Source organism: Qipengyuania profundimaris, from assembly GCF_030717945.1.
Classification (GTDB): Bacteria; Pseudomonadota; Alphaproteobacteria; order Sphingomonadales; family Sphingomonadaceae; genus Qipengyuania; species Qipengyuania profundimaris.
This window is the reverse complement of record NZ_JAVAIM010000001.1, coordinates 939,356-958,952: the sequence shown is the minus strand read 5'-3', so window position 1 is coordinate 958,952 and position 19,597 is coordinate 939,356. Positions and strand designations below refer to the sequence as shown.

General features: G+C 64.0%; 23 protein-coding genes and 2 tRNA genes. 12 read left to right on the top strand and 13 right to left on the bottom strand.

What is annotated here, in order from left to right:
- Window positions 1-4: 4 nt before the first annotated feature.
- Window positions 5-1,600 (bottom strand): trigger factor, encoded by a 1,596-nt coding sequence (tig, locus tag Q9K02_RS04720; protein ID WP_305931851.1) that lies wholly within the window; start codon window positions 1,598-1,600, stop codon window positions 5-7.
- Window positions 1,601-1,663: 63 nt separating this feature from the next.
- Window positions 1,664-1,748: transfer RNA gene (locus Q9K02_RS04715), tRNA-Leu, on the bottom strand.
- A gap of 149 nt (window positions 1,749-1,897) precedes the next feature.
- Here Q9K02_RS04715 and Q9K02_RS04710 point away from each other — a divergent pair.
- The 3 genes from Q9K02_RS04710 to Q9K02_RS04700 are packed head-to-tail and all read left to right on the top strand — an operon-like array spanning window position 1,898 to window position 2,671.
- Window positions 1,898-2,155 carry a hypothetical protein gene (locus tag Q9K02_RS04710; protein ID WP_305931850.1) on the top strand — a complete coding sequence of 86 codons (258 nt, stop codon included), beginning with the start codon at window positions 1,898-1,900 and terminating at the stop codon, window positions 2,153-2,155.
- A 12-nt stretch (window positions 2,156-2,167) separates the two neighbouring features.
- Entirely contained in the window at window positions 2,168-2,347 is a 180-nt protein-coding gene (locus Q9K02_RS04705; RefSeq protein ID WP_305931849.1) for a hypothetical protein, read from the top strand.
- A 39-nt stretch (window positions 2,348-2,386) separates the two neighbouring features.
- Window positions 2,387-2,671, top strand: coding sequence for a DUF3297 family protein (locus Q9K02_RS04700; protein WP_305931848.1), 285 nt, complete (start codon window positions 2,387-2,389; stop codon window positions 2,669-2,671).
- Here Q9K02_RS04700 and Q9K02_RS04695 read toward each other — a convergent pair whose 3' ends face one another.
- A complete protein-coding gene (locus Q9K02_RS04695; protein ID WP_340309952.1) occupies window positions 2,672-3,271 on the bottom strand; it encodes a CHAP domain-containing protein in 600 nt (199 codons plus the stop codon).
- Window positions 3,272-3,392: 121 nt separating this feature from the next.
- On the opposite strand from Q9K02_RS04695, the gene der reads away from it, so the two are divergent.
- The 3 genes from der (at window position 3,393) to Q9K02_RS04680 (ending at window position 5,647) form a co-directional block, all read left to right on the top strand.
- On the top strand, window positions 3,393-4,826 hold the full coding sequence (der, locus tag Q9K02_RS04690; protein WP_305931847.1) for a ribosome biogenesis GTPase Der: 1,434 nt from the start codon (window positions 3,393-3,395) through the stop codon (window positions 4,824-4,826).
- Window positions 4,826-5,317 (top strand): DUF2721 domain-containing protein, encoded by a 492-nt coding sequence (locus Q9K02_RS04685; protein ID WP_305931846.1) that lies wholly within the window; start codon window positions 4,826-4,828, stop codon window positions 5,315-5,317. Before der ends, Q9K02_RS04685 begins: the two co-directional genes overlap by 1 nt.
- Before the next feature lie 117 nt (window positions 5,318-5,434).
- Window positions 5,435-5,647: a hypothetical protein gene (locus Q9K02_RS04680; protein ID WP_305931845.1), complete on the top strand. Its 213-nt coding sequence runs from the start codon at window positions 5,435-5,437 to the stop codon at window positions 5,645-5,647.
- A 7-nt stretch (window positions 5,648-5,654) separates the two neighbouring features.
- Here the strand turns inward: Q9K02_RS04680 and bfr are convergent, their stop codons facing one another.
- Both bfr and Q9K02_RS04670 read right to left on the bottom strand, forming a co-directional pair.
- Window positions 5,655-6,146: a bacterioferritin gene (bfr, locus tag Q9K02_RS04675; RefSeq protein WP_305931844.1), complete on the bottom strand. Its 492-nt coding sequence runs from the start codon at window positions 6,144-6,146 to the stop codon at window positions 5,655-5,657.
- Window positions 6,147-6,269: 123 nt separating this feature from the next.
- On the bottom strand, window positions 6,270-6,458 hold the full coding sequence (locus Q9K02_RS04670) for a (2Fe-2S)-binding protein (protein ID WP_305931843.1): 189 nt from the start codon (window positions 6,456-6,458) through the stop codon (window positions 6,270-6,272).
- 259 nt (window positions 6,459-6,717) lie between these two features.
- Between Q9K02_RS04670 and Q9K02_RS04665 the strand changes: the two genes are divergently transcribed.
- A complete protein-coding gene (locus Q9K02_RS04665) occupies window positions 6,718-7,398 on the top strand; it encodes a hypothetical protein (RefSeq protein ID WP_305931842.1) in 681 nt (226 codons plus the stop codon).
- On the opposite strand, the gene Q9K02_RS04660 is transcribed toward Q9K02_RS04665, so the two are convergent.
- Both Q9K02_RS04660 and Q9K02_RS04655 read right to left on the bottom strand, forming a co-directional pair.
- Window positions 7,378-8,640 carry a DUF418 domain-containing protein gene (locus Q9K02_RS04660; RefSeq protein WP_305931841.1) on the bottom strand — a complete coding sequence of 421 codons (1,263 nt, stop codon included), beginning with the start codon at window positions 8,638-8,640 and terminating at the stop codon, window positions 7,378-7,380. The genes Q9K02_RS04665 and Q9K02_RS04660 overlap by 21 nt on opposite strands.
- 76 nt (window positions 8,641-8,716) lie before the next feature.
- Entirely contained in the window at window positions 8,717-9,751 is a 1,035-nt protein-coding gene (locus tag Q9K02_RS04655; protein WP_305931840.1) for an SPOR domain-containing protein, read from the bottom strand.
- Window positions 9,752-9,976: 225 nt separating this feature from the next.
- Here Q9K02_RS04655 and Q9K02_RS04650 point away from each other — a divergent pair, with 225 nt between their 5' ends.
- From Q9K02_RS04650 to Q9K02_RS04640, 3 genes are read left to right on the top strand one after another with little or no spacing between them, the layout of a single operon-like run.
- Window positions 9,977-10,693 (top strand): ParA family protein, encoded by a 717-nt coding sequence (locus tag Q9K02_RS04650; protein WP_219955639.1) that lies wholly within the window; start codon window positions 9,977-9,979, stop codon window positions 10,691-10,693.
- Window positions 10,694-10,717: 24 nt separating this feature from the next.
- Window positions 10,718-11,257, top strand: coding sequence for a hypothetical protein (locus Q9K02_RS04645; protein ID WP_278327522.1), 540 nt, complete (start codon window positions 10,718-10,720; stop codon window positions 11,255-11,257).
- A gap of 38 nt (window positions 11,258-11,295) precedes the next feature.
- Entirely contained in the window at window positions 11,296-12,648 is a 1,353-nt protein-coding gene (locus Q9K02_RS04640; protein ID WP_305931839.1) for an SPOR domain-containing protein, read from the top strand.
- A 67-nt stretch (window positions 12,649-12,715) separates the two neighbouring features.
- Here Q9K02_RS04640 and Q9K02_RS04635 read toward each other — a convergent pair whose 3' ends face one another.
- Together Q9K02_RS04635 and Q9K02_RS04630 are read right to left on the bottom strand one after the other, a co-directional pair.
- A complete protein-coding gene (locus Q9K02_RS04635) occupies window positions 12,716-13,948 on the bottom strand; it encodes a dihydroorotase (RefSeq protein WP_305931838.1) in 1,233 nt (410 codons plus the stop codon).
- Window positions 13,945-14,970: an aspartate carbamoyltransferase catalytic subunit gene (locus Q9K02_RS04630; RefSeq protein WP_305931837.1), complete on the bottom strand. Its 1,026-nt coding sequence runs from the start codon at window positions 14,968-14,970 to the stop codon at window positions 13,945-13,947. The genes Q9K02_RS04635 and Q9K02_RS04630 overlap by 4 nt, the downstream gene beginning before the upstream one ends.
- 103 nt (window positions 14,971-15,073) lie before the next feature.
- On the opposite strand from Q9K02_RS04630, the gene sppA reads away from it, so the two are divergent.
- Both sppA and Q9K02_RS04620 read left to right on the top strand, forming a co-directional pair.
- Window positions 15,074-16,951, top strand: a complete 1,878-nt coding sequence (gene sppA, locus Q9K02_RS04625) for a signal peptide peptidase SppA (RefSeq protein ID WP_305931836.1) — start codon at window positions 15,074-15,076, stop codon at window positions 16,949-16,951.
- A gap of 72 nt (window positions 16,952-17,023) precedes the next feature.
- A tRNA-Val gene (locus Q9K02_RS04620) sits at window positions 17,024-17,098 on the top strand.
- A gap of 182 nt (window positions 17,099-17,280) precedes the next feature.
- Here Q9K02_RS04620 and Q9K02_RS04615 read toward each other — a convergent pair.
- From Q9K02_RS04615 to Q9K02_RS04600, 4 genes are all read right to left on the bottom strand, one after another.
- Window positions 17,281-17,841, bottom strand: a complete 561-nt coding sequence (locus Q9K02_RS04615; RefSeq protein ID WP_305931835.1) for a hypothetical protein — start codon at window positions 17,839-17,841, stop codon at window positions 17,281-17,283.
- 91 nt (window positions 17,842-17,932) lie between these two features.
- Window positions 17,933-18,436, bottom strand: coding sequence for a hypothetical protein (locus tag Q9K02_RS04610; RefSeq protein WP_305931834.1), 504 nt, complete (start codon window positions 18,434-18,436; stop codon window positions 17,933-17,935).
- Entirely contained in the window at window positions 18,433-19,059 is a 627-nt protein-coding gene (locus Q9K02_RS04605; protein ID WP_305931833.1) for a hypothetical protein, read from the bottom strand. The genes Q9K02_RS04610 and Q9K02_RS04605 overlap by 4 nt, the downstream gene beginning before the upstream one ends.
- A 2-nt stretch (window positions 19,060-19,061) precedes the next feature.
- Entirely contained in the window at window positions 19,062-19,592 is a 531-nt protein-coding gene (locus Q9K02_RS04600; protein ID WP_305931832.1) for a hypothetical protein, read from the bottom strand.
- Between the last annotated feature and the right edge of the window lie 5 nt (window positions 19,593-19,597).

Below are 19,597 nucleotides of genomic sequence, written 5' to 3'. Positions count from 1 at the left end.
AGGCTTACTTCTTGGCAGCAGCCTTCTTAGCCGGTGCCTTCTTCGCGGCCGGCTTCTTGTCGGCAGCTTTCCTGGCCGGTGCCTTCTTGGCAGCGGGCTTCTTGTCGTCGGTCTTCTTGGCAGCGGCTTTCTTGGCCGGAGCCTTCTTCGCCGCAGGCTTCTTGTCGGCAGACTTCTCGTCCGACTTGGCGTCGTCCTTCTTCGCAGCGGCCTTCTTCGCCGGGGCCTTCTTCTTGGCCGCAGCCTTTTTCTTCGGCTTCTCTTCGGTGGTGTCTTCGGCCTCGATCGCGGCTTCGAGTTCCTCGCGCGTCACTTCGCGGTCGGTGATCTCGGCCTTGTCGAACAGGAAGTCGACGACCTTGTCCTCATAGAGCGGAGCGCGCAGCTGGGCGGCGGCCATCGGCTCGGTGCGGACATATTCCATGAACCGCTCGCGGTCTTCGGCGCGGTACTGCTGGGCAGCCTGCTGGATCAGCATCTGCATCTCGTTGGCGTTGACTTCCACGCCGTTCGCCTGGCCGATTTCCGACAGCAGCAGGCCGAGGCGCACGCGGCGTTCGGCGATCTTGCGGTAATCGTCCTTCTCGTCCTCGATTTCCTTCAGCATGGCTTCGGGATCCTCGGACTGCGCGGCTTCCTGCTGGAGCTGGGCCCAAATCTGGTCGAATTCCGCATCGACCATGCCCTGCGGCACCGCGAAATCATGACCGGCAGCCAGCTTGTCGAGCAGCTGGCGCTTCATCTGCGTGCGGGTCAGGCCGGAGGTTTCCTGCTCCAGCTGGCCACGGACCAGTTCCTTCAGCTTGTCGATGCTGTCGAGGCCGAGGTTCTTGGCGAATTCGTCGTCCACCTTGGTCTCGGTCGCAACCTTCACCCGCTGCACGGTAACGTCGAATTCCGCTTCCTTGCCGGCGAGATGCTCTGCCGGATAGTCGTCCGGGAAGGTCACGGTGATGGTCTTCTCATCACCGGTCTTCACGCCCGTCAGCTGTTCTTCGAAGCCGGGGATGAACTGGCCCGATCCGATCACCAGCGGGGTGTTCTCCGCCTTGCCGCCTTCGAATTCGGTGCCGTCTACGCGGCCCACGAAATCGATGATCAGCTGGTCGCCTTCGCCCGCCTTCTTGGTCTTGGCGGCGTCCTTGTAGCTCTTGTTCTGGTCGGCGATGCGCTGGACGGCTTCGTCCACCGCCTCGTCCTTCACCGGAACGGTCAGGCGCTCAAGTTCGAGATCCTTGATCTCGGGCGCTTCGATCTCGGGCAGGATTTCCAGCTCGACGGTGAGTTCGGCATCCTTGCCTTCCTCGTAACCTTCGCCGAACTCGACCTTGGGCTGCATCGCGGGGCGCAGCTTATTGTCGGCCATCACCTTGTCGACCGATTCGCGGATCATGTCGTTGACCGCCTGCGCGTGAAGCTGTTCGCCGTGCATCTTGCGCACGAGGTTCGCCGGCACCTTGCCGGGGCGGAAACCGGGCATGCGGACCTGCGGGGCGATCTTCTTCACTTCGCTGCCCACGCGCTCGTCGATGTCCTTCGCCGGGATGGTGACGGCATAGGCGCGCTTCAGGCCTTCATTGGCGGTTTCTTTGATCTGCATGGTTGAAACTCGTGACTTTCGAAAATGCGATAGTGATGACGGGGCCTCACGCTGCGGCGGCACTGGTGCGGGCGAAGGGACTCGAACCCCCACATCTTTCGATACTGGTACCTAAAACCAGCGCGTCTACCAGTTCCGCCACGCCCGCTAACCCGAACGATGCCGCGCGAAGGGGCGGGCCCTCCACGTGTAGGCGCGTGCCTCTAGAGCGATGCGACGACAAGCGCAAGCGTGGCGACGGATGGGGGAACGCGGAGCGGCGGCGGGCCGTTGTTCAAGACGAAAGGAGCCATCCCCATGGCCGACTACGAAACACCTCAGGTCCCGCCGACGACACCCCCGGTCGTCAATCCCGATGTGAAGCCCAAGACCTCTGCCGAGATGGAAGAGGATGGCGAAGCGGAAGGCGAAACGCTCGACCATCGCGGAACGCCGGACGAAATCGACATCGAAACCGAAAAGGCGCTCGAGCCTGCCATGGACGGCGGGCGCGACGGCAAGGGCGAGCAGGGGCTGGATATCTCGCGCTCCGAAACCCTCCTCCCGCCGGATTGAAGGAGACCGACAATGGCAACGCAGCCCGACCCCTCGCCCGATACGATCGATCCCGGCGCACCGCAGGAGATGCCGCCCGACAGCCCACCGAACGAGGCCCCGATGGAAGAGCCACCCGGTGTGGAACCGGTGTCCCCCGATTACGACAATCCGGGTCGCGGCCCGATCGAAACGCCCCCGCCGCCCGATTGAACTTGCGGGTCGGCGCGGCGCGCATTAACGGCGCATCGCATGAGCGAAGATACGAATAACGACACCCCGCCCGACCGCCTCTCGGTCAATCCGAAGAGCGAACATTTCAGCACTGAAGTGTTGCAGCGCGGCGTGGGCATTCGTTTCAAAGGCAAGCAGCGCACCGACATCGAGGAATATTCGATATCGGAAGGCTGGGTGCGCGTTCAGGCCGGCAAAACGATGGATCGCAAGGGCAATCCCCTCACACTCAAGCTCAACGGCCCGGTCGAAGCCTGGTACGAGGACCTCGGCGAGGACGCGCCGGTCGCAAAGGCCGGCTAATCAGCGAAAGTCGGCGAACGCGCTGAGGAAGCGCTTCGAGGTTTTCTTGCGCGCCGGCTTCTCGGATTGTGCGATCTGCACGCGCGGTTGCGCGACCCCATCGCTATAAATAAATCCTTCGACCGGCCATGCGGTCTTTCCTACCGCGCCGAGCGGCGCATACCAGACCTGCACCTCGCTCCAGTCGTTAGCCGGCGATACATCGACCGCCAGCACGTCTTTCTCGACCTGGCCGCGCCGCCCGTCGATCGGCGACCAGTTTGCATGGTCGAGCAGCACGCGGCGCGAATCCACCACCTTGCTGACAGCAGCAACATGGCCCAGGCGCATGCTGCGATGCGGCTTGAACGCCATGACGGCGCCTTCGCGCGGGATCGATCCGGTAGCATAGCGACCTTGTGCCTGATCCCACCACGTATGGGCATCGCCGTAAATCTCGATGCCGCTGACCTTGCGGGCATAGGGCACGCATTGAAGGTAGGGCGCAAGCTCGCTCGCCGAGGACGAGAAGTCGCTATCCACTCGGAAATCCCGGCTGTCGTCGGCGAGAGTCGGAGCGGAAAGGCCGAGCGCGGCCATGGCGATAATAGCGCGTTTCATGGCCATGGTGCCTAACCCGTTAACCTTACGGCACGCCTGCCCGACATGGTTAACGGCATTTAACCCTCTCACGCACATCCGCTTGCAATGCGGCAGCTAAAGGGCCACTTGCCGCGCCATCATGCGCGCATCCCCATCCAAGCCTACGGTGATCATCATCGGCCGCCCGAATGTCGGCAAGTCGACGCTGTTCAACCGGCTTGTCGGCAAGAGGCTGGCGCTGGTCGACGACCAGCCCGGCGTCACGCGTGACCGCCGCTTCGGGGAGGCGGAGATCGCCGGGCTGGAGTTCCAGATCGTCGATACCGCCGGCTGGGAAGACGAGGATCCCGACAGCCTGCCCGGCCGGATGCGCAAGCAGACCGAAGTCAGCCTGGAAGGCGCAGACGCGGCACTTTTTGTATTCGATTCGCGTGTCGGTCTGACCCCGCTCGACGAGGAGATCGCCCGCTGGCTGCGCAGCCAGAAAGTGCCGGTGGTGCTGGTGGCCAACAAGGCGGAAGGTAAGCAGGGCGACGCGGGCATCTACGAAAGCTTCTCGCTCGGCTTCGGCGAACCGGCCGCCGTTAGTGCAGAGCATGGCGAAGGCATCGCCGACCTGTTCGATCACCTCTGGCCGATCATCGGCGCCAAGGCCGAGGCGGCGGAGATCGAAGCCGAGATCGACGAGGAAGACGAGGAGGCGCTCCTCGCCGGACCACTCCAACTCGCCATCGTCGGTCGCCCCAATGCGGGCAAATCCACGCTGATTAACCGGCTGCTGGGCGAAGACCGCCTGCTGACCGGTCCGGAAGCCGGGATTACGCGCGATTCCATCGCGATCGACTGGGAATGGACCGATCCGAAGACCGGCGAGCCGCGCGAGATCAAGCTGATCGACACCGCCGGCATGCGCAAGAAGGCGCAGGTCACGGACAAGCTGGAGAAGCTGTCGGTTGCCGATGCCCGCCGCGCGGTGGATTTCGCCGAAGTCGTCGTACTGTTGCTCGATGCGACGCGCGGGCTGGAAGCGCAGGACCTCAAGATCGCCAACCTCGTGCTCGAGGAAGGCCGCGCGCTGATGATTGCGATCAACAAATGGGATGTGGCGGATAACGCCAGCAGCCTGTTCAACGGCATTCGCGAGGCGCTGAACGAAGGGTTGGCGCAGGTGCGCGGCGTGCCCTTGTTCGCGGTCAGCGCGAAGACCGGCAAGGGGCTCGACCAGATGCTCGGCGCGGCGTTCGAACTTCGCGAGGCATGGAGCCGCCGTGTCCCGACTGCCGCGCTCAACCGCTGGTTCGACGATGCGCTCGAAGCCAACCCGCCGCCTGCGCCCAAGGGTCGGCGGATCAAGCTGCGCTACATCACGCAGGCGAGCATCCGGCCGCCGCGGTTCGTCGTGTTCGGCACGCGGCTGGAAGCGCTTCCCAAGAGCTACGAGCGCTATCTGATCAACGGAATTCGCGACAAGCTCGGCTTCGAGGCCGTGCCGGTGCGCGTGGTGCTGAAGAGCCCGAAAAATCCCTACAACGCCAACAAGGGCGGGGGCGGAAACTACAGCGGGGAGCGGTAATGCTGCTCGACCTGCTAGCCAGCCTGCCCGGGCTCGAACTGATCGAACGGACCAGCTCCACGCTGCGGGTGCAGCAGGTGGTACAGCTTAGCCTCGCCCCAGCCTTCCTGCTCGCCGGCATCGGGGCCATCATGAACGTGATGACGAACCGGCTGATCTGGGTCGCCAACAAGATCGAGAAGATCGTGGCCGCCGACGAGGAAGGTCGTGCTGGTATCCTGCTCGACGAATTGCCCGCGCTCGAAAGGCGCCGCATCCTCGCCCAGCGCGCCGTGATGCTCAGCACCGCCTCGGCCCTAACCATCAGCATCGTGATCGCGCTGCTGTTCGTCAGCGCCTTCGTCTATGCGCCCCTGGGGACGATAGTGGCCTTTACGTGGATCGTAACGATGGGCCTGCTCGTTGCGGGCCTCGCCAGTTTCCTGCTCGAGACGCAAACCGCGGCAAAGCGCAATCGCGAGCGTATGAAGCGGCACTTGCGCGGCGACTGATCGCGATTTCCGGACCGATTTCGGCCAAATGACGCTACGGCACGGCGAGCTAAAAGCGGTTATCCGGCGTTCATTTTACGCGGCGCAGCAAGCGACTTCCAACCGAGGAGAGACGCCATGCACCGTATCCAGATTGCGATTCTGTCACGCGGAGAGCGGGAACTGCATCACGTGAGGCTTGACACGCTGGACCTCGGGACGGCCTTGCTGGTGACCGATATCAATCTTGCGGAGGGCTCGGCCGAGCTGTGGGAGGGAGAACGGCGCCTTGCGCGGCTGACCAAGCATAGCGGACCGCATGCGACGTTCTGGGAAGTCGGTTGCTGTTGAGCCCTGCTCAGCCGGCCTCGCCGTCGCCCGCCGGCTTGCTTTGCAGCTGGACGTAGTTCTCCAGCCCCATCCGGGCAATCATGTCGAATTGCGTCTCGAGGAAGTCGACATGCTCCTCCTCGCTGGCAAGGATGGTTTCGAAAATCTGGCCGGAAGTGAAATCGCGAACGCTCTGGCAATGTTCGGCCGCTTCCTTGAGCAGCGGGATCGCCTCCATTTCCATCGCGAGGTCGGCCTTGAGGATCTCCTCGACCGTCTCGCCGACCTTCAGCTTGTGGATGGCCTGGAAGTTCGGGAGGCCATTCAGGAACAGGATGCGCTCGGCGAGAATGTCGGCATGCTTCATCTCGTCGATCGATTCGTGCCGCTCGTATTCGGCGAGCTTGTAGACGCCCCAATCGGCCAGCACGCGATAGTGGAGCCAGTACTGGTTGATCGCCGTCAGTTCGTTGGTCAGCGCCTTGTTTAGGAATTCGATGACCTTGGGATCGCCTTGCAAGTGCCTGCTCCTATTGCGGGGGACCGCAATCCTATGCTCCTATCAGGCAGGAGTTGGCAAGGGGACGCAGTGGAAAAAATGGCGGAATTCCGCCGGTTGCAAGCGATTTTCAGTAGCGGAAATTCAGGCGGCGGCGGGCACGAAGCCCAGCTCGCGCTCTTCCTCGACGATGGCATCCGCCTCGACCAGGCACTGGCCGCAGTTGGGCTGCTTGCCCATAGCCGCATAGCACGCCTCGGCATCGCCCGAGACATGGTGCGCCTTGCGACGCAGCTCGCTCTCCCGAATGGCGTTGCAGATGCAGATGTACATAGACGCGGACCCCTTGCGATTGATTCGCAAGAGCAGATGTAATGCGAGTCATTCGCAGTAGCAACCTTGGAATGCCCCCCTTGCCCCGATCACGGGTTTACGTCACCTCACGCCTGCCTTGAAGGGGAGACCACATTTGCCTCGCATAAATAACATTTTGGCCGCGGCCGCCGTCCTGGCTTTTGCAAGTCCTGCGCTGGGTCAGAATGGGCCAAGCGGTGATATCGAAATCGAAGCTAGTTCCTCCGAAAGAGCAGCGTTGGACGATGTCGCCCCGGCCATGCTGTTCGAGCTCGCAGTGCGCGAGGGCGAACTTGAGGCAGTTATCGAACCGATGGTCGAAGCGATTCTCGAGCGCGGGGAAAAGATCGAGGGCTGGCCAGCGAATGGCCTCGATTTCAACAAGCTGATGCGTGAGTTCGAAAACGCGAACGGTTCTGCCTACTATGTCGAGAAAAGCGACACCGGACTTGTCATATCATACCCGGGAGAATCTACAGACCTTCTGGGCGAAGGCTATGTTCGCCATCGGCTGTTGGAAAGCCAAGCCGATGGCAGCCTCAAAACGGACCTATTTCAGCTGTTCCCGGATATCTGGCTGGAGATGGTCTCCGGGAATATCTCGGTCGGCCAAGCGCAGTGTTCCGCAGGCGTGTCTTTCGTCGACCTCCGCACTGCCCGCCCGATCTCGCAATGGTCGGACGAAGAGTTCGGCATGGCGGCTATGATCTACAGCCTCCTCCAAAAATTTGCCGAAGCGGACATTTGTACGACTTACAACAAGGACGTCGACGGGATGCTCATCAACCGTGCATTCGACAGCTCAGGGCGGGCACTTCCTACTCTCAATGAGCAAGCCGACCCGGGAAAGATCGTTTCGCGTGACGACGTGCTCGCAATGATAGCAAACGAAGCAGCTTCACCTCCGCAGGGGGAATAGCCGCCAGTAGGTCAGGCAGCGCCACAGCCATTCGAGCGGGCCGAAGCGGAAGCGCTCGAGCCAGGGCTTGGACCACAGCAGCATGATCGCCCATGTCGCGAGAGTGACGAGATAGAGCTCCGTCCGCCCAAGCTCGCCGAACAGACCGCCCGCCCAGCCGTGGAACACGAGCATCATCAGCACCGAAGTCCCGAGATAATTCGTAAAGGCCGCCCGCCCCGCCGCCGAAACGCGCTGCGCCAGTGGCCCCGCGACATGCTGCCCCCATAGCGCCAGCAATGCGAGCAAGCCGAGGATCGCGAACAGCCGCGGCACCATCGACCACGCGCTCATCGCGGCGAGCGTGCCGTAATAGGTCAGCCCACCGTCTTTCGCCCAGAGCGCCACCGGAATGGTCAGCGCCGTGCCGACGATCCACAGCGCCCAGCCCCATTTGCGCTGCCGCCCCTGTTCGACGCCGCCATCGAACAGGCCGTAGCGGTAGGCAGCCATGCCGACGAGCATCAGCGGCAGCGTCTCGAACCAGAACAACATCAGGACGAACCCGATTTCGGGACCGTGCTCGGAGATATTGTGGTTCACCCAAGCGCCGTAATCGCCGTCACCGATAAGCTGCGTTTCGTAGCGCCCGTCGGCCAGGTCGGTCTGCTTTTCGCTTTCGAGATCCTCGGCCATTTCGGCGAAGGCCGCCTCTTGCGAGCCCTCCATCATCGGCAGGAAGCCGAGAATGCCGGTGTAGAACAGCGCGCCGCCGAAATAGCCGATGAGGCCGAGCACAAGCAATTTCCGGCGCGAGAGGCCGACGAACAGCAGAGCGGCGAGCCCTGCGCAGGCGTAGAGGAACAGGATGTCGCCGCGCCAGATGAAGAAGAAATGCACCAGGCCGATCATGCCGAGCCAGAACAGGCGCCGGACCTGAAGCCACCGACCCTGCCCGCGCGCCGTCGCACGTTCTAGGAACAGGACCATTCCCGCCCCGAACAGCAGGGTGAACAGCCCGCGCATCTTGCTGTCGATGAGGACGAACTGGACGACCCACATCCAGTCCTCGGCCGCGCTGTGCGGCACGGTGAAGGCGTCGGGATACATATAGGCTGTCATCGGCTGGCCGAAGGCGACGATATTGGCGGCAAGGATGCCCATCACCGCCAGCCCGCGAATGAAATCGAGGCTCGCGATACGGTTCGTGCCGCCGGTGGGCCTCACCTGCTCCGGTGTCGCCTGGTCTGCCTGCTCTGTCACGTCGTGCTCCCTGTCCACCACCCTACCTAGCGGCAGGTGGAAAAAGGGAAAGCGGGCAGGCGATCTAGTCCGGGGATCAGCGTGTCACGAGACACTCGTAGCCGCCGCGCTTCAGCTGCGCGCAGGCCGACGTTGCCGCATCGCGCGATTCGAACCCGCCGGCGAGAAGCTTGGTAAGTCGTCCTGCCGGTTCTTTCAGCTTGGCACGTCCGGCAAGTGCGGGCGTCTGCGAAACCTTCTCCCATAGCCTGTCGGCGTTGCCCGCCACCCCGAAGGCACCGAGCTGCAGCTTCCACGGGCTTTGCGCCCGGTCGGCCTGTGGCGATGGCGCGACCACGAGAGATTCCGGTTTCGGCATCGTGGAGACGGTCGGCTCGGCCCGCGCGACCGTGACCGGTCGCGGCGTTTGGGCGAAATCCGCGCCGCGCGTTTCGCGTACCGGAGACGGGCGCGCGGCTGGCGTAGAAGGAGGAGCCGATTCGGGAGTACCGACCGCCAGGTCGACCGCAGCCAGCTCTCGAGCCCGCGCCGCCTCGGCTTCGGACTTCAGTTGACTCGCAAGCACCTGCGCCGCCTGCCTGTCGGCCAGCGGGATGTAATCGTCCATCTGCGCGAGGGCGCCCTTGGCCTGCGGCAGCCCCGTCGAATTGGCGAGGGTCAGCAAGGCATAGGCCCGCCCCCAGTCCTTCGCGACAAGATCGCCGTTGAAATGGGCGATGCCCAATATGTATTGCGCGCGCGGATCGCCGCGCGTCGCTGCTGCTTCGATATAGGGGAGCGCTTGCTCGCGCTGCTCGCGCTGGAACAGCAGCAACCCGTAATTGTCCGCTGCTTGCACATGACCCTGCGCGGCCGCGCGAGCATAAAGCGCTTCTGCCTGCGCCAGATCGGTATCGACCCCTCGTCCCAGCCGATAGGCCTGCGCCAGGTTGAACTGCGCATCGGCATCGCCCGCCTGCGCCGGGGCGACCCATTCGCGCACGGCGGCGGCATAATCGCCGCGGCTCCAGGCATCGACGCCGTCCTTCACATCGGCCGACGCGGGCACGGCGAGACTTGCCGCGATGGCAGCACAAAGCGCCATGCCCACGTTTTTGCTTTTTCCGATCATCCGTTCCGTCCTCGGCACTGTCGACCGCACATCTGCGGCAGTCGGCCCCACCCTATAGTAAATCGACCGTTAGCAAAGCGTTGCGCCGCATCCCGCTTTCGCAGCGCACGCCAAATCCGCCCGATGTTAACCCTAAATTAGGGGTAGTCTGCGATTTCCGTTTTCGAACAGTCGCATTTGGTGCGGCACTTGATTGACTAGAGGCTCAAACCAGGGGGATAAGCCTTGCGTGTACTGGCATTGGCATCGCAGAAGGGCGGATCGGGTAAAACCACGCTCTCCGGACATCTCGCCGTACAGGCCCAGCGCGCAGGCGCCGGGCCCGTCGTTCTGATCGATATCGACCCGCAGGGCTCGCTCGCCGACTGGTGGAACGAGCGCGAGGACGAATATCCCGCTTTCGCGCAGACCACGGTCGCTCGCCTGGCGAACGATCTGGCGATCCTGCGCCAGCAGGGCTTCAAGCTTGCCGTGCTCGACACGCCGCCCGCCATCACCATGGCCATCCAGTCGGTTATTTCGGTCGCCGAGTTGATCGTCGTCCCGACCCGCCCCAGCCCGCACGATCTGCGCGCCGTGGGCGCAACGGTCGACCTGTGCGAACGCGCCGGCAAGCCGCTGGTCTTCGTGGTCAACGCCGCGACGCCGAAAGCCAAGATCACCTCGGAAGCCGCCGTCGCGCTGTCGCAGCACGGCACGGTCGCCCCGATCACCCTGCACCACCGCACCGATTTCGCCGCATCGATGATCGATGGCCGCACGGTGATGGAAGTGGACCCCGAAAGCCGCTCGGCCGCCGAGGTCACCGCGCTGTGGAAATACATCGCCGACCGGCTGGAGAAGAACTTCCGCCGTACGGTCTTCGCCGCACCGAACACGCAGAGCGCTGTTCCCGGTGCCCATCGCCCCGCTGGCGGCTTCGGCCGCCGGGTGGCACAGTAAGAACGCCTGGGCGGAGACTGCCGGATGTCTGACGCCAATTTCGCCTCGCTCACCCCGACGCTCCTCGCGCGCAAGGGCGGTGCCAAGCCCGCCATGCGCCCGCAGTCCGGGATTCCCGGCCCTGTCGACGGCAAGGAAGCCGCCGCCAACCTGGAAGATCTCGGCTGGAACGACATGGGCGACGATAGCAGCACGCCCCTCGTGGCCGAAAAGCCGACTGCAGAAAAAGTCGTGCCGATCGCGCCCCGACAGGCGGCCAACGAAACCGATGCGGAGCCCGCACCCAACCAGGTGCGCGAATCGCTGAGCAAGATCGCCGCCCAGCTGGACAAGCCGGCCGCGGCCAACGCCAAGCCGGTCGTTCGCAAATCTGCCGCTTCGCGCGGCAAGCGGGCAGCCTTCACGCTGCGGCTCGACCACGAGCGGCACCTGATGCTGCGGCTCGCCTGCACCGTTCGCGGTCGCAGCGCGCAGCAACTGGTGACCGATGCGCTGGACGATCTGCTGGCCGAAATGCCGGAAATCGCGAGCCTCGCCGCACAAGTCCAGCAGTCGGAAAAATAACGGTTCGAAGACGTGGGATCGCCTTCAGGGGAATGACAATGAGCATCGAGAGCAAAGCCAAAACCACCCGGTTCATCCGGCTCGCCGTAACCACGGCGCTGGCCACGACCGCGCTGGCCGGTTGCACCGGCAAGGTCGCTCCCTCGCACAACTATTCCGCCGCCAAGGCGGAGAAGGCGCTGGCGAAGGGCCAGCAGGGCGAGGCGATCGAGCATGCGGAAGCCGCCGTACTGGCCGCGCCGCGCGATGCGCAGACCCGCACGCTGCTCGCCAACGCCTATCTCAAATCGGGTCGTTTCGCTTCGGCTGCGACCACCTTCGGCGAAGCCGTCGAGCTCGGCGATACGGCCGCGCGCACGATCATCAGCTATTCGCTGGCGTTGACTGCAATCGGCGACATCCCCGGCGCGCACGAGCTGCTGCGCCAGCACCAGAATGCGATCGACCCGGCCGATTTCGGCCTTGCCCTAGCACTCGCCGGGCAGCCGCAGCAGGGCGTCCACATCCTCGACAATGCGCTGCGCGGTGGGCAGAACACGCCCAAGGTTCGCCAGAACCTCGCTTATGCATTCGCCCTCTCGGGCGACTGGCGCAATGCCCGCATCCTCGCCTCGCAGGACGTTCCCGGCGACAAGCTGAACGAGCGCCTGCAGGAATGGGCGCAGCTCGCAAGCGCACGGCACCCGACCGTCCTGGTCGCCCGCCTGCTCGACGTGCAGCCGGTGGAAGATGCCGGTCAGCCGGCCATGCTGGCGCTTGCCAATCATCCGGCGCATAGCCAGCTCGCGGTCGAATCCGCCGATCAGGTCGAGCCGGTCGATGCAGCTCCGGCCAGCGATTTCGCGCTCGCGGACGAGTTGCCTGCCGTCAATTCGATACCTTCGATGGACCCAAGCGCCAGCGCAGCGCAATTCGAAGACAGCGGTGAAGCGGCACTGGCCGATGCCGGTCTCGAGACCGTGAGCGGCTCACGCTTCGTCAGCCGCGAAGTGGTCCAGCCGGTCCCGGCTTCGCATCGCGCCAAGCCTGCTGCCGCGCCACGTGCGGCCAAACCCGCTCCGGCCAAGGCTGCCCCCGTCGCGATGGCATCCGGCGATTACAACATCCAGCTCGGCTCGTATTTCTCGATGTCCGATGCCCAGGCCGCGTGGAAGGTTTTCCAGCAGCGCCACCCCGAGCTATCCGATGCGGAACGCGTAATCACCAAGGCCCGCGTGAACGGCAAGATCTACTACCGCGTCGCGGCAGCCGGTTTCGCCAAGGCATCGGCCCAGTCGATGTGCCGCTCGGTCAAGAGCTCGGGCGCAGGGTGCATCGCCTATGCCGCTTCTTCTCCCCTTCCCGGCGCTCTGAATGTAGTTCGTGATGGGGTTAGGGTCGCCTCGCGGTAACAACCGCACTCCATCAGACTTCGCCAGCCCCGTCCGGAGCGATCCGGGCGGGGCTTTTTCTTGCGCGCTAAATATCGATTGCGACGCCGTCCTTGTAGAGTGCGGTCACGCGGCCCTGCGTCGGCTGTCCGTCGAACGGCGTGTTACCGGCGGTCGCTGCCATCTTCTCGCTCTGAATGATCCACGGCTTGTCGATATCGACGATCGCGATGTCGGCTTCCTTGCCCAGCTCGAGGACACCGGCCTCGACGCCGAGGATTCTCGCAGGGGCCGTGCACAGCATGGCGACGGCGCGCGGCAGGTCGATCACCTCGTCGCGCACCAGCGAAAGTGTCATGGCGAGCAGGGTTTCCGCCCCCGCCATGCCCGGTTCGGCATCGGAAAACGGCAAGCGCTTGTCTTCCGGGCCACGCGGATCGTGCCCGCTGGCGATGACGTCGATCGTGCCGTCGGCGATGGCCCCGCGCACGGCCTGCCGGTCGTCTTCGCTTCGTAGCGGCGGCGAAAGCCGGGCGAAGGTGCGGAAGTCGACGGTCGCCAGGTCGGAGAGCATGAAGTGCGCTGGCGTCACGCCGCAGGTAACCGATGCCCCCCGCGCCTTGGCATTGCGGATCAGATCCAGCCCCGCGCGCGTGGTCACCTGCCGGAAATGGATCCGCGCTCCGGCCATCTCGGCCAGCGCGAGATCGCGGGCGATGGCGATGGCTTCGGCTTGTGGCGGCGCACTCGGCAGGCCGCGGCGGGTTGCAACTTCGCCGGAGGTGGCAACTCCGCTGCCGACGAGCGCGGCATCCTCGGCATGGGCGATTACGACCATGTCGAGCATGGCGGCATATTGCAGCAGGCGCAGCATCGCGCCGGAGTCCGCGATCCAGCCGCGCCCGGTAGCGACGGCACGCGCGCCCGCTTCGCGCATCAGGGCGATTTCGGCGATCTCCGAACCGGCGAGATCGCGGGTCGCGGCGGCGAGCGGGTGGACCCATAGGTCTGGCTTGCCGCTCTTGGCGATGTACGACACCCGGCTCGGCAGATCGAGCGGCGGCGACTGGTCGGGCATCAGCGCTGCACGGGTGATCCCGCCGAAGTGGAACGCGGGCTTGTCGATCGCGAAGACGCCGAGGTCGACGAGGCCGGGCGCGATTAGCCTGCCGCGCGCATCGACGGTTTCGTCGCCATCCTGCGCCGCGACATCGCCGACTGCATCGATCAGGCCGTCGACCAGCCGGATGCCGCCATCCGCGATCCCGTCCGGAGTCGCTATCCGTCCGTTCGTAATGGTGAGGGGACGCGCCTGTTTCATGCCGCCGCTCCCCAGCCATCGACCCCACGCCCGCGGCGGGTCAGCACATCGAGCGCGGCCATGCGGATGGCAACGCCCATCTCGACCTGGCGCGTGATGATCGAACGGTCGATCAAGTCGGCCACCTCGCTGTCGATCTCGACCCCGCGGTTCATCGGACCCGGATGCATGACCAGCGCATCGGGCTTCGCATTCGCCAGCCGCTGCTTCGTCAGGCCGTAGAGATGATGGTATTCGCGCGCCGAGGGAATGAACTGTCCGCTCATCCGCTCGGTCTGGAGCCGCAGCATCATTGCCACGTCCGCCCCGTCCAGTGCAGCTTCGAAATCGTGGTAGACCTCGGCCCCCATCGCCTCGATCCCGGTGGGCATCAATGCGGGCGGCGCACACAGGCGCACCGTCGCCCCCAGCGCCTGGAGGCACAGCAGGTTCGAGCGCGCGACCCGGCTGTGGAGAATATCGCCGCATATGACGATGACGAGGCCGGTAAAGTCGTCCGCAGCCTCGCCCCGCTCGCGCAGGGCGTGGCGCAGCGCCAGCGCATCGAGCAGGCCTTGCGTCGGGTGCTCGTGCTGCCCGTCGCCAGCATTAAGTACCGGGCAATCGACCTTGTCCGCGATCAGCTGCGTCGCCCCGCTCGATCCGTGGCGGATCACGATCGCATCTGCGCGCATCGCGTTCAGCGTGATCGCAGTATCGATCAGGGTCTCGCCCTTTTTCACGCTCGAAGTCGCGGCATGCATATTGACCACATCCGCGCCCAGCCGCTTGCCCGCGATTTCGAAGCTCAGCAGTGTGCGCGTGCTGTTCTCGAAGAAGGCATTGATGACCGTCAGCCCAGCCAAAAGGTCGTTATGCTTGGTCGGCTGGCGGTTCAGCGTCACCCATTGTTCAGCCTCGTCGAGAAGGAAGAGGATTTCGTGCCGCTTGAGCTGGCCGATGCCGATCAGGTCGCGGTGCGGGAATGCCTGCGCGCCCGCCGGATAGCGGGCCGCGTGGGGCGAAGTTTCCGTCGATGCCATTGAAGCCACGCCCTTAGTCGAGGCTTATCGCGCGCTCAAGCGCTTATCGCTGGCGAAGCGCGCTCCGCACGCCTAGCTAGGGCGCAACAGGAGAACGGTTTCGATGGGTTTCGCAGGCAAGGTGTGGAAGTTTCTGGTCGGGGTGAAAGACGCGCTGGTGCTCGTCTTCATGGTGCTGTTTTTCGCCGCCCTCTTCGCCATCCTGACCGCCCGGCCAAGCCCTGCCGCCGTGCGCGACGGGGCGCTTGTGCTCGATCTCGACGGCGTGATCGTGGAGGAACGTTCCGAGGTCGATCCCATCGCCGCCCTGCTCGCCACCAGCGCGCCAATTGCCGAATATCAGGCCCGCGATCTCGTACGCGGCCTCGATGCCGCGGCCACGGACGACCGGATTACCGCCGTGGTCCTCGATCTCGACCGCTTCTTGGGCGCTGGCCAGGTTCATCTTCAGGAAATCGGCGCGGCGCTCGACCGGGTGCGCGCGGCGGAGAAACCGGTGCTGGCCTTCGCCACCGCCTATACCGACGATTCGATGCTCCTCGCCGCCCATGCGAGCGAGGTCTGGGTCGACCCGCTCGGCGGCGCGGTCGTCGCGGGGCCGGGTGGCGAGCGGCTCTATTACGGCAAGCTTCTCGAGCGGCTCGAGGTCAATGCGCGCGTCTACAAGGTCGGCGAATACAAGAGCGCTGTCGAACCTTATTCCCGCTCCGACATGTCCGAAGCCGCGCGGCAGAACTACGGCGAGCTCTACGGGGCGCTGTGGGAGGAATATCTCGCCAATGTGAAGAAGGCGCGCCCCGCTGCGGACATCGAGCGGATCACCGGCGACCCGGTCGGCTGGATCGAGGCAGCAGGCGGCGATCTGGCGACCGCGGCCGAGCAGGCGGGGCTGGTCGACCGGCTCGGCACGCGGCAGGAATTCGAGCAGCGCGTCGTGGAACTGGTCGGCGCGGACGACTGGAGCGACGAGCCCGGAGCTTTCCCCTCGACCGAGATGGCGGCCTGGCTGGAGGACAATCCGCTCGACACGCCCGGCAAGCCCATCGGTGTCGTGACCATCGCGGGCGAAATCGTCGATGGCGAGGCAGGCCCCGGCACGGCCGGCGGCGACCGTATCGCCGACTTGCTCGACGAAGCGCTGGCCTATGACCTCGCGGGCCTCGTGGTGCGCGTGGATTCCCCCGGCGGATCGGTCTTGGCGTCCGAGCGCATTCGCAATGCGATCCTGCGGCACAAGGCGAACGATATTCCGATAGCGGTCTCCATGGCCAACCTAGCGGCGAGTGGCGGATACTGGGTGTCGACGCCCGCCGACCGCATCTTCGCCGAACCCGAAACGATCACCGGATCGATCGGCATCTTCGCCGTCATCCCGACATTCGAGCAGGCCGCCGCCAGCCTCGGCGTAAACAGCGACGGCGTGCGCACCAGCCCTCTGTCTGGCCAGCCGGACGTCATCGGCGGCTTCACGCCCGAGGTCGACGCGCTGATCCAGGCGAATGTCGAGAATGGTTACGAGGACTTCCTCGACCGCGTAACCGCTGCACGTGGGCTGACACGCGAGCAGGCCGACCGCATCGGCCAGGGCCGCGTCTGGGACGGTGGCACGGCGCGCCAGATCGGGCTCGTCGATCAATATGGCGGGATGGACGAAGCGCTGGCGTGGGTCGCGCAGCAGGCCGAACTCGGCGACGACTGGCATGCGCGCTATCTCGGATCTCAATTGACGGGCTACGACACGCTGCTGCGCAGTCTCCTGACCGACGATGCCGAGACCGGCCAGGGCAACGATGTGGTGGCGACCTTCGCACTCCGCCGCGCGGCTGTCCTCGGTCGTATCGAAGGCGACCTCGATCGCCTGATGGGTACGCGCGGAATGCAGGCCTACTGCCTCGACTGCCCCGCTTCGCTGACGGCAGAACGGGAGCACAAAGCCTCCTCCGGCTGGCTTTCCTCGCTGATCGGCTTGCTTGCACGCTAGCAGGCGCTTGCCACAGCGCGATTCGCCGCGTAATGGCGCGCCCCTGCCCGGCAATCATCGCCGCGAACGGGCGGGCGCGTAGCTCAGTGGTAGAGCACACCCTTCACACGGGTGGGGTCGCAAGTTCAATCCTTGCCGCGCCCACCATCTTTTCAGTCACTTAGAAGAGATGTCCTGCGCTTCCATGAAAAATCCATGAAAAATCCATGAAAGTACCTCGGTGAGCACCGCCCAGCTTTCAAACGTAACCTCTACGTCTCCTGTTGACGTCCAATAGTGAATGGAAGAGGACGCCAACGAACTGATAGCTGTCGCGGCCGGCGTCGGCCCTATAAGGATAGGGGCTCAGATCGCGACGGGTGCCCCCAATAGGTTTCCATAAGCACGGACGCTAAGCGCAGAGCATCTGCCGCTGCGCGATGAGGTACGCGGTCGTGACGAAGCCGATAAGCGAGATGACGATGCTGATCCGCGTTGAAGTCGCGCATGAGGACTTGGAAGTCGAAAACTCTGAAACGCTGCTCTCGACCAGCAGCTTCAAACAGCGTGTCGAGCCAATCCTGATCGTAGCGGGGAGCATCGGTAGCTACGATTGTGTTGCTGCCGAGCAGCCCGTTGAGCCAGTCACAGACCTCTTCAATGGCTTCCCCTTCTCTCTGCACGAGCTCGAGCGGAATGCCGTGAACAGCTTCCGAGGATTTCGACCACACGCCGGCCTCGATCCAGTCGGTAGTCGGCCGGATCAGCTTCGCTCCCACGCCAATAGGCTCGCTAGGTCCGCGAACTAGCGCCACACCGATTTCAATCGGGAAGCTTCCTGGTCCCAGCGCGCATGCTTCGATGTCGAGGATTGCAATGTTCCGGTCGCTGCGGCTCAAAATGTTCTTCATTGAACGTTTATCCTTGTTGAATCTTCTGGGGCCATTGCTGGTCTTTGCGTCAATAAGGGGCCGGCGCTTGCGAGCACCGGCCCCCATAAGGTCAGCTACGATTCTCGTGCCAGCGACTGAGATAGAAGAAGCCTGCCAGGGCATCCCCGCCCTCGTCGAATTTTTCGAGAGTCTGACGGAGGGACGGCGAGATGAATGTCTTTGAGAAGGAGACCTCTTCGAGACCCCGGTTCACCTTCGCACCGTTGGCCAGAGCATGTCCCATGTGGGCCGCCAGCTGTCTGCGGAACTCATCCTCATCACGAGCCAGCCCCGCGGCAAAATGGACAGTGTGTCCCTGCCCGGTTGCCAGGTCGCTGACTGACCCAAGATAGATGCGCCGTGGAGCATCGGTCTTCGGTTCACTGACCTCCCAGTCGAACGGAGGCACTTCGAAGGGATTTTCCCCTTCCGCGTACGGCTGAACCTCGCCGCTTGCGAGCATCTCACGGGCGCGTTCAACAGTCGCCTGCAGTTCTGCCACCGACTCCTCACCCTTGCGGGCGAAATGCGCCGCTAGAACCTCCGAAGGCTTGGCCGTCTGTTTCTCGCTCATGCTGCTTCATCCACCCAGCTTTTCTTGTGTTCGCGCCAGGCGGCAAGCGCAGCTTCATAGCCGCCATCGCTGCACAGATCGGTGCAGGCACCGCCAAAGCCGTTAATGGTGACCTCGCGCGAGAGAACCGCACAATGGATGTGATTGCCCTGCCCTTTCAGGCCGAAGAGGCTCGGGATGTGCGCGAACAGCACCACCGCGAAGCGATGCGCGAAGTGACGACGCGCGTAGCTGCGCACCCGTTCGAAGCCGACATGCCATGCTTCGGCGGGATCGAGCATGATCTTCACGTGGACCATCGCGTGCTGCTCATAGGGCGGGAGAGTGTCGTCGAACCGGTCAACGAGGGTCCCGTACCTGCCGAGATCTCCCGGAGCCATCGGGGGGAGAAGAAGGTCGTACTTGGCCGCGCATCCCAGCTGGTTCTTGCCACCAGGAAAGAGCTTCTTGTCGAGCCAGGGCTCCACACCGACCCGGTTTTCCTTTCCCTTGTACCAGTGGCGCGAGAAGGCGAAATCCGGATGCTCGTCGCAAAGGTCGTGTACGAACACGCTCAGTTTGGTCTTCGGCGGTTCAGCCGTATCTTCGGAAGGTGCGAGATCGTTGGAGGTGATCTGAGCCATGATTAGAACCCTCCGTCGAAGGAGGGGCGCTCGATGGCGCGCATGATCCCGGCGTAGCGCTCGGAGCCGTTCGAATAGGGTGCAGCTTCATAGGCATCGAGTCCTTCCTTGGTGAGACTGAAGAACGGACCCGATGCCTGCTTGGGCACCAGCCAAATGTCGCCGCCATTACGGCGCCAGGCGACGAAGTCGCAGAGCCAGTTCTGGCTCCCTGCCATCAACACGTCGAACGACGCGCCCAGGAGCGGATCGAACCGCATCAGCACAAGGTCCATCTGCAGGAACTGGGCCAGCGCTTCGCACTCGGCGAAGAACAGCGGCCGGCCGCAGGATGTGGCAGTGACCACCACGCCTGCTTCCTGGTCGGCGTAGAATCCCTCCTTCGAGGGACATCCCATCTCTACGCTGTCGCGCGAAAGTCCGGTCGCGCTCAGGAAGGCGGCCACCCGGCTAAGCGTCCTGCAGGTCCTGTAGGCAGGATGCGGCAGCAAAGGTTCGCCCTCGAGAGGGCGTTGCACAGTAATCATATTCATGTTGG

Excerpts from the sequence above, each read along its gene's own strand:
- Q9K02_RS04600 (WP_305931832.1), bottom strand. The coding sequence starts at position 19,592 with ATGAATATGATTACTGTGCAACGCCCTCTCGAGGGCGAACCTTTGCTG.
- Q9K02_RS04610 (WP_305931834.1), bottom strand. The coding sequence starts at position 18,436 with ATGAGCGAGAAACAGACGGCCAAGCCTTCGGAGGTTCTAGCGGCGCAT.
- Q9K02_RS04640 (WP_305931839.1), top strand. The coding sequence starts at position 11,296 with ATGAGCATCGAGAGCAAAGCCAAAACCACCCGGTTCATCCGGCTCGCC.
- Q9K02_RS04615 (WP_305931835.1), bottom strand. The coding sequence starts at position 17,841 with ATGAAGAACATTTTGAGCCGCAGCGACCGGAACATTGCAATCCTCGAC.
- Q9K02_RS04685 (WP_305931846.1), top strand. The coding sequence starts at position 4,826 with ATGCTGCTCGACCTGCTAGCCAGCCTGCCCGGGCTCGAACTGATCGAA.
- Q9K02_RS04695 (WP_340309952.1), bottom strand. The coding sequence starts at position 3,271 with ATGAAACGCGCTATTATCGCCATGGCCGCGCTCGGCCTTTCCGCTCCG.
- Q9K02_RS04605 (WP_305931833.1), bottom strand. The coding sequence starts at position 19,059 with ATGGCTCAGATCACCTCCAACGATCTCGCACCTTCCGAAGATACGGCT.
- Q9K02_RS04655 (WP_305931840.1), bottom strand. The coding sequence starts at position 9,751 with ATGATCGGAAAAAGCAAAAACGTGGGCATGGCGCTTTGTGCTGCCATC.
- tig (WP_305931851.1), bottom strand. The coding sequence starts at position 1,600 with ATGCAGATCAAAGAAACCGCCAATGAAGGCCTGAAGCGCGCCTATGCC.
- Q9K02_RS04630 (WP_305931837.1), bottom strand. The coding sequence starts at position 14,970 with ATGGCATCGACGGAAACTTCGCCCCACGCGGCCCGCTATCCGGCGGGC.
- Q9K02_RS04670 (WP_305931843.1), bottom strand. The coding sequence starts at position 6,458 with ATGTACATCTGCATCTGCAACGCCATTCGGGAGAGCGAGCTGCGTCGC.
- Q9K02_RS04635 (WP_305931838.1), bottom strand. The coding sequence starts at position 13,948 with ATGAAACAGGCGCGTCCCCTCACCATTACGAACGGACGGATAGCGACT.
- Q9K02_RS04645 (WP_278327522.1), top strand. The coding sequence starts at position 10,718 with ATGTCTGACGCCAATTTCGCCTCGCTCACCCCGACGCTCCTCGCGCGC.
- Q9K02_RS04705 (WP_305931849.1), top strand. The coding sequence starts at position 2,168 with ATGGCAACGCAGCCCGACCCCTCGCCCGATACGATCGATCCCGGCGCA.
- sppA (WP_305931836.1), top strand. The coding sequence starts at position 15,074 with ATGGGTTTCGCAGGCAAGGTGTGGAAGTTTCTGGTCGGGGTGAAAGAC.
- Q9K02_RS04680 (WP_305931845.1), top strand. The coding sequence starts at position 5,435 with ATGCACCGTATCCAGATTGCGATTCTGTCACGCGGAGAGCGGGAACTG.
- der (WP_305931847.1), top strand. The coding sequence starts at position 3,393 with ATGCGCGCATCCCCATCCAAGCCTACGGTGATCATCATCGGCCGCCCG.
- Q9K02_RS04710 (WP_305931850.1), top strand. The coding sequence starts at position 1,898 with ATGGCCGACTACGAAACACCTCAGGTCCCGCCGACGACACCCCCGGTC.
- Q9K02_RS04700 (WP_305931848.1), top strand. The coding sequence starts at position 2,387 with ATGAGCGAAGATACGAATAACGACACCCCGCCCGACCGCCTCTCGGTC.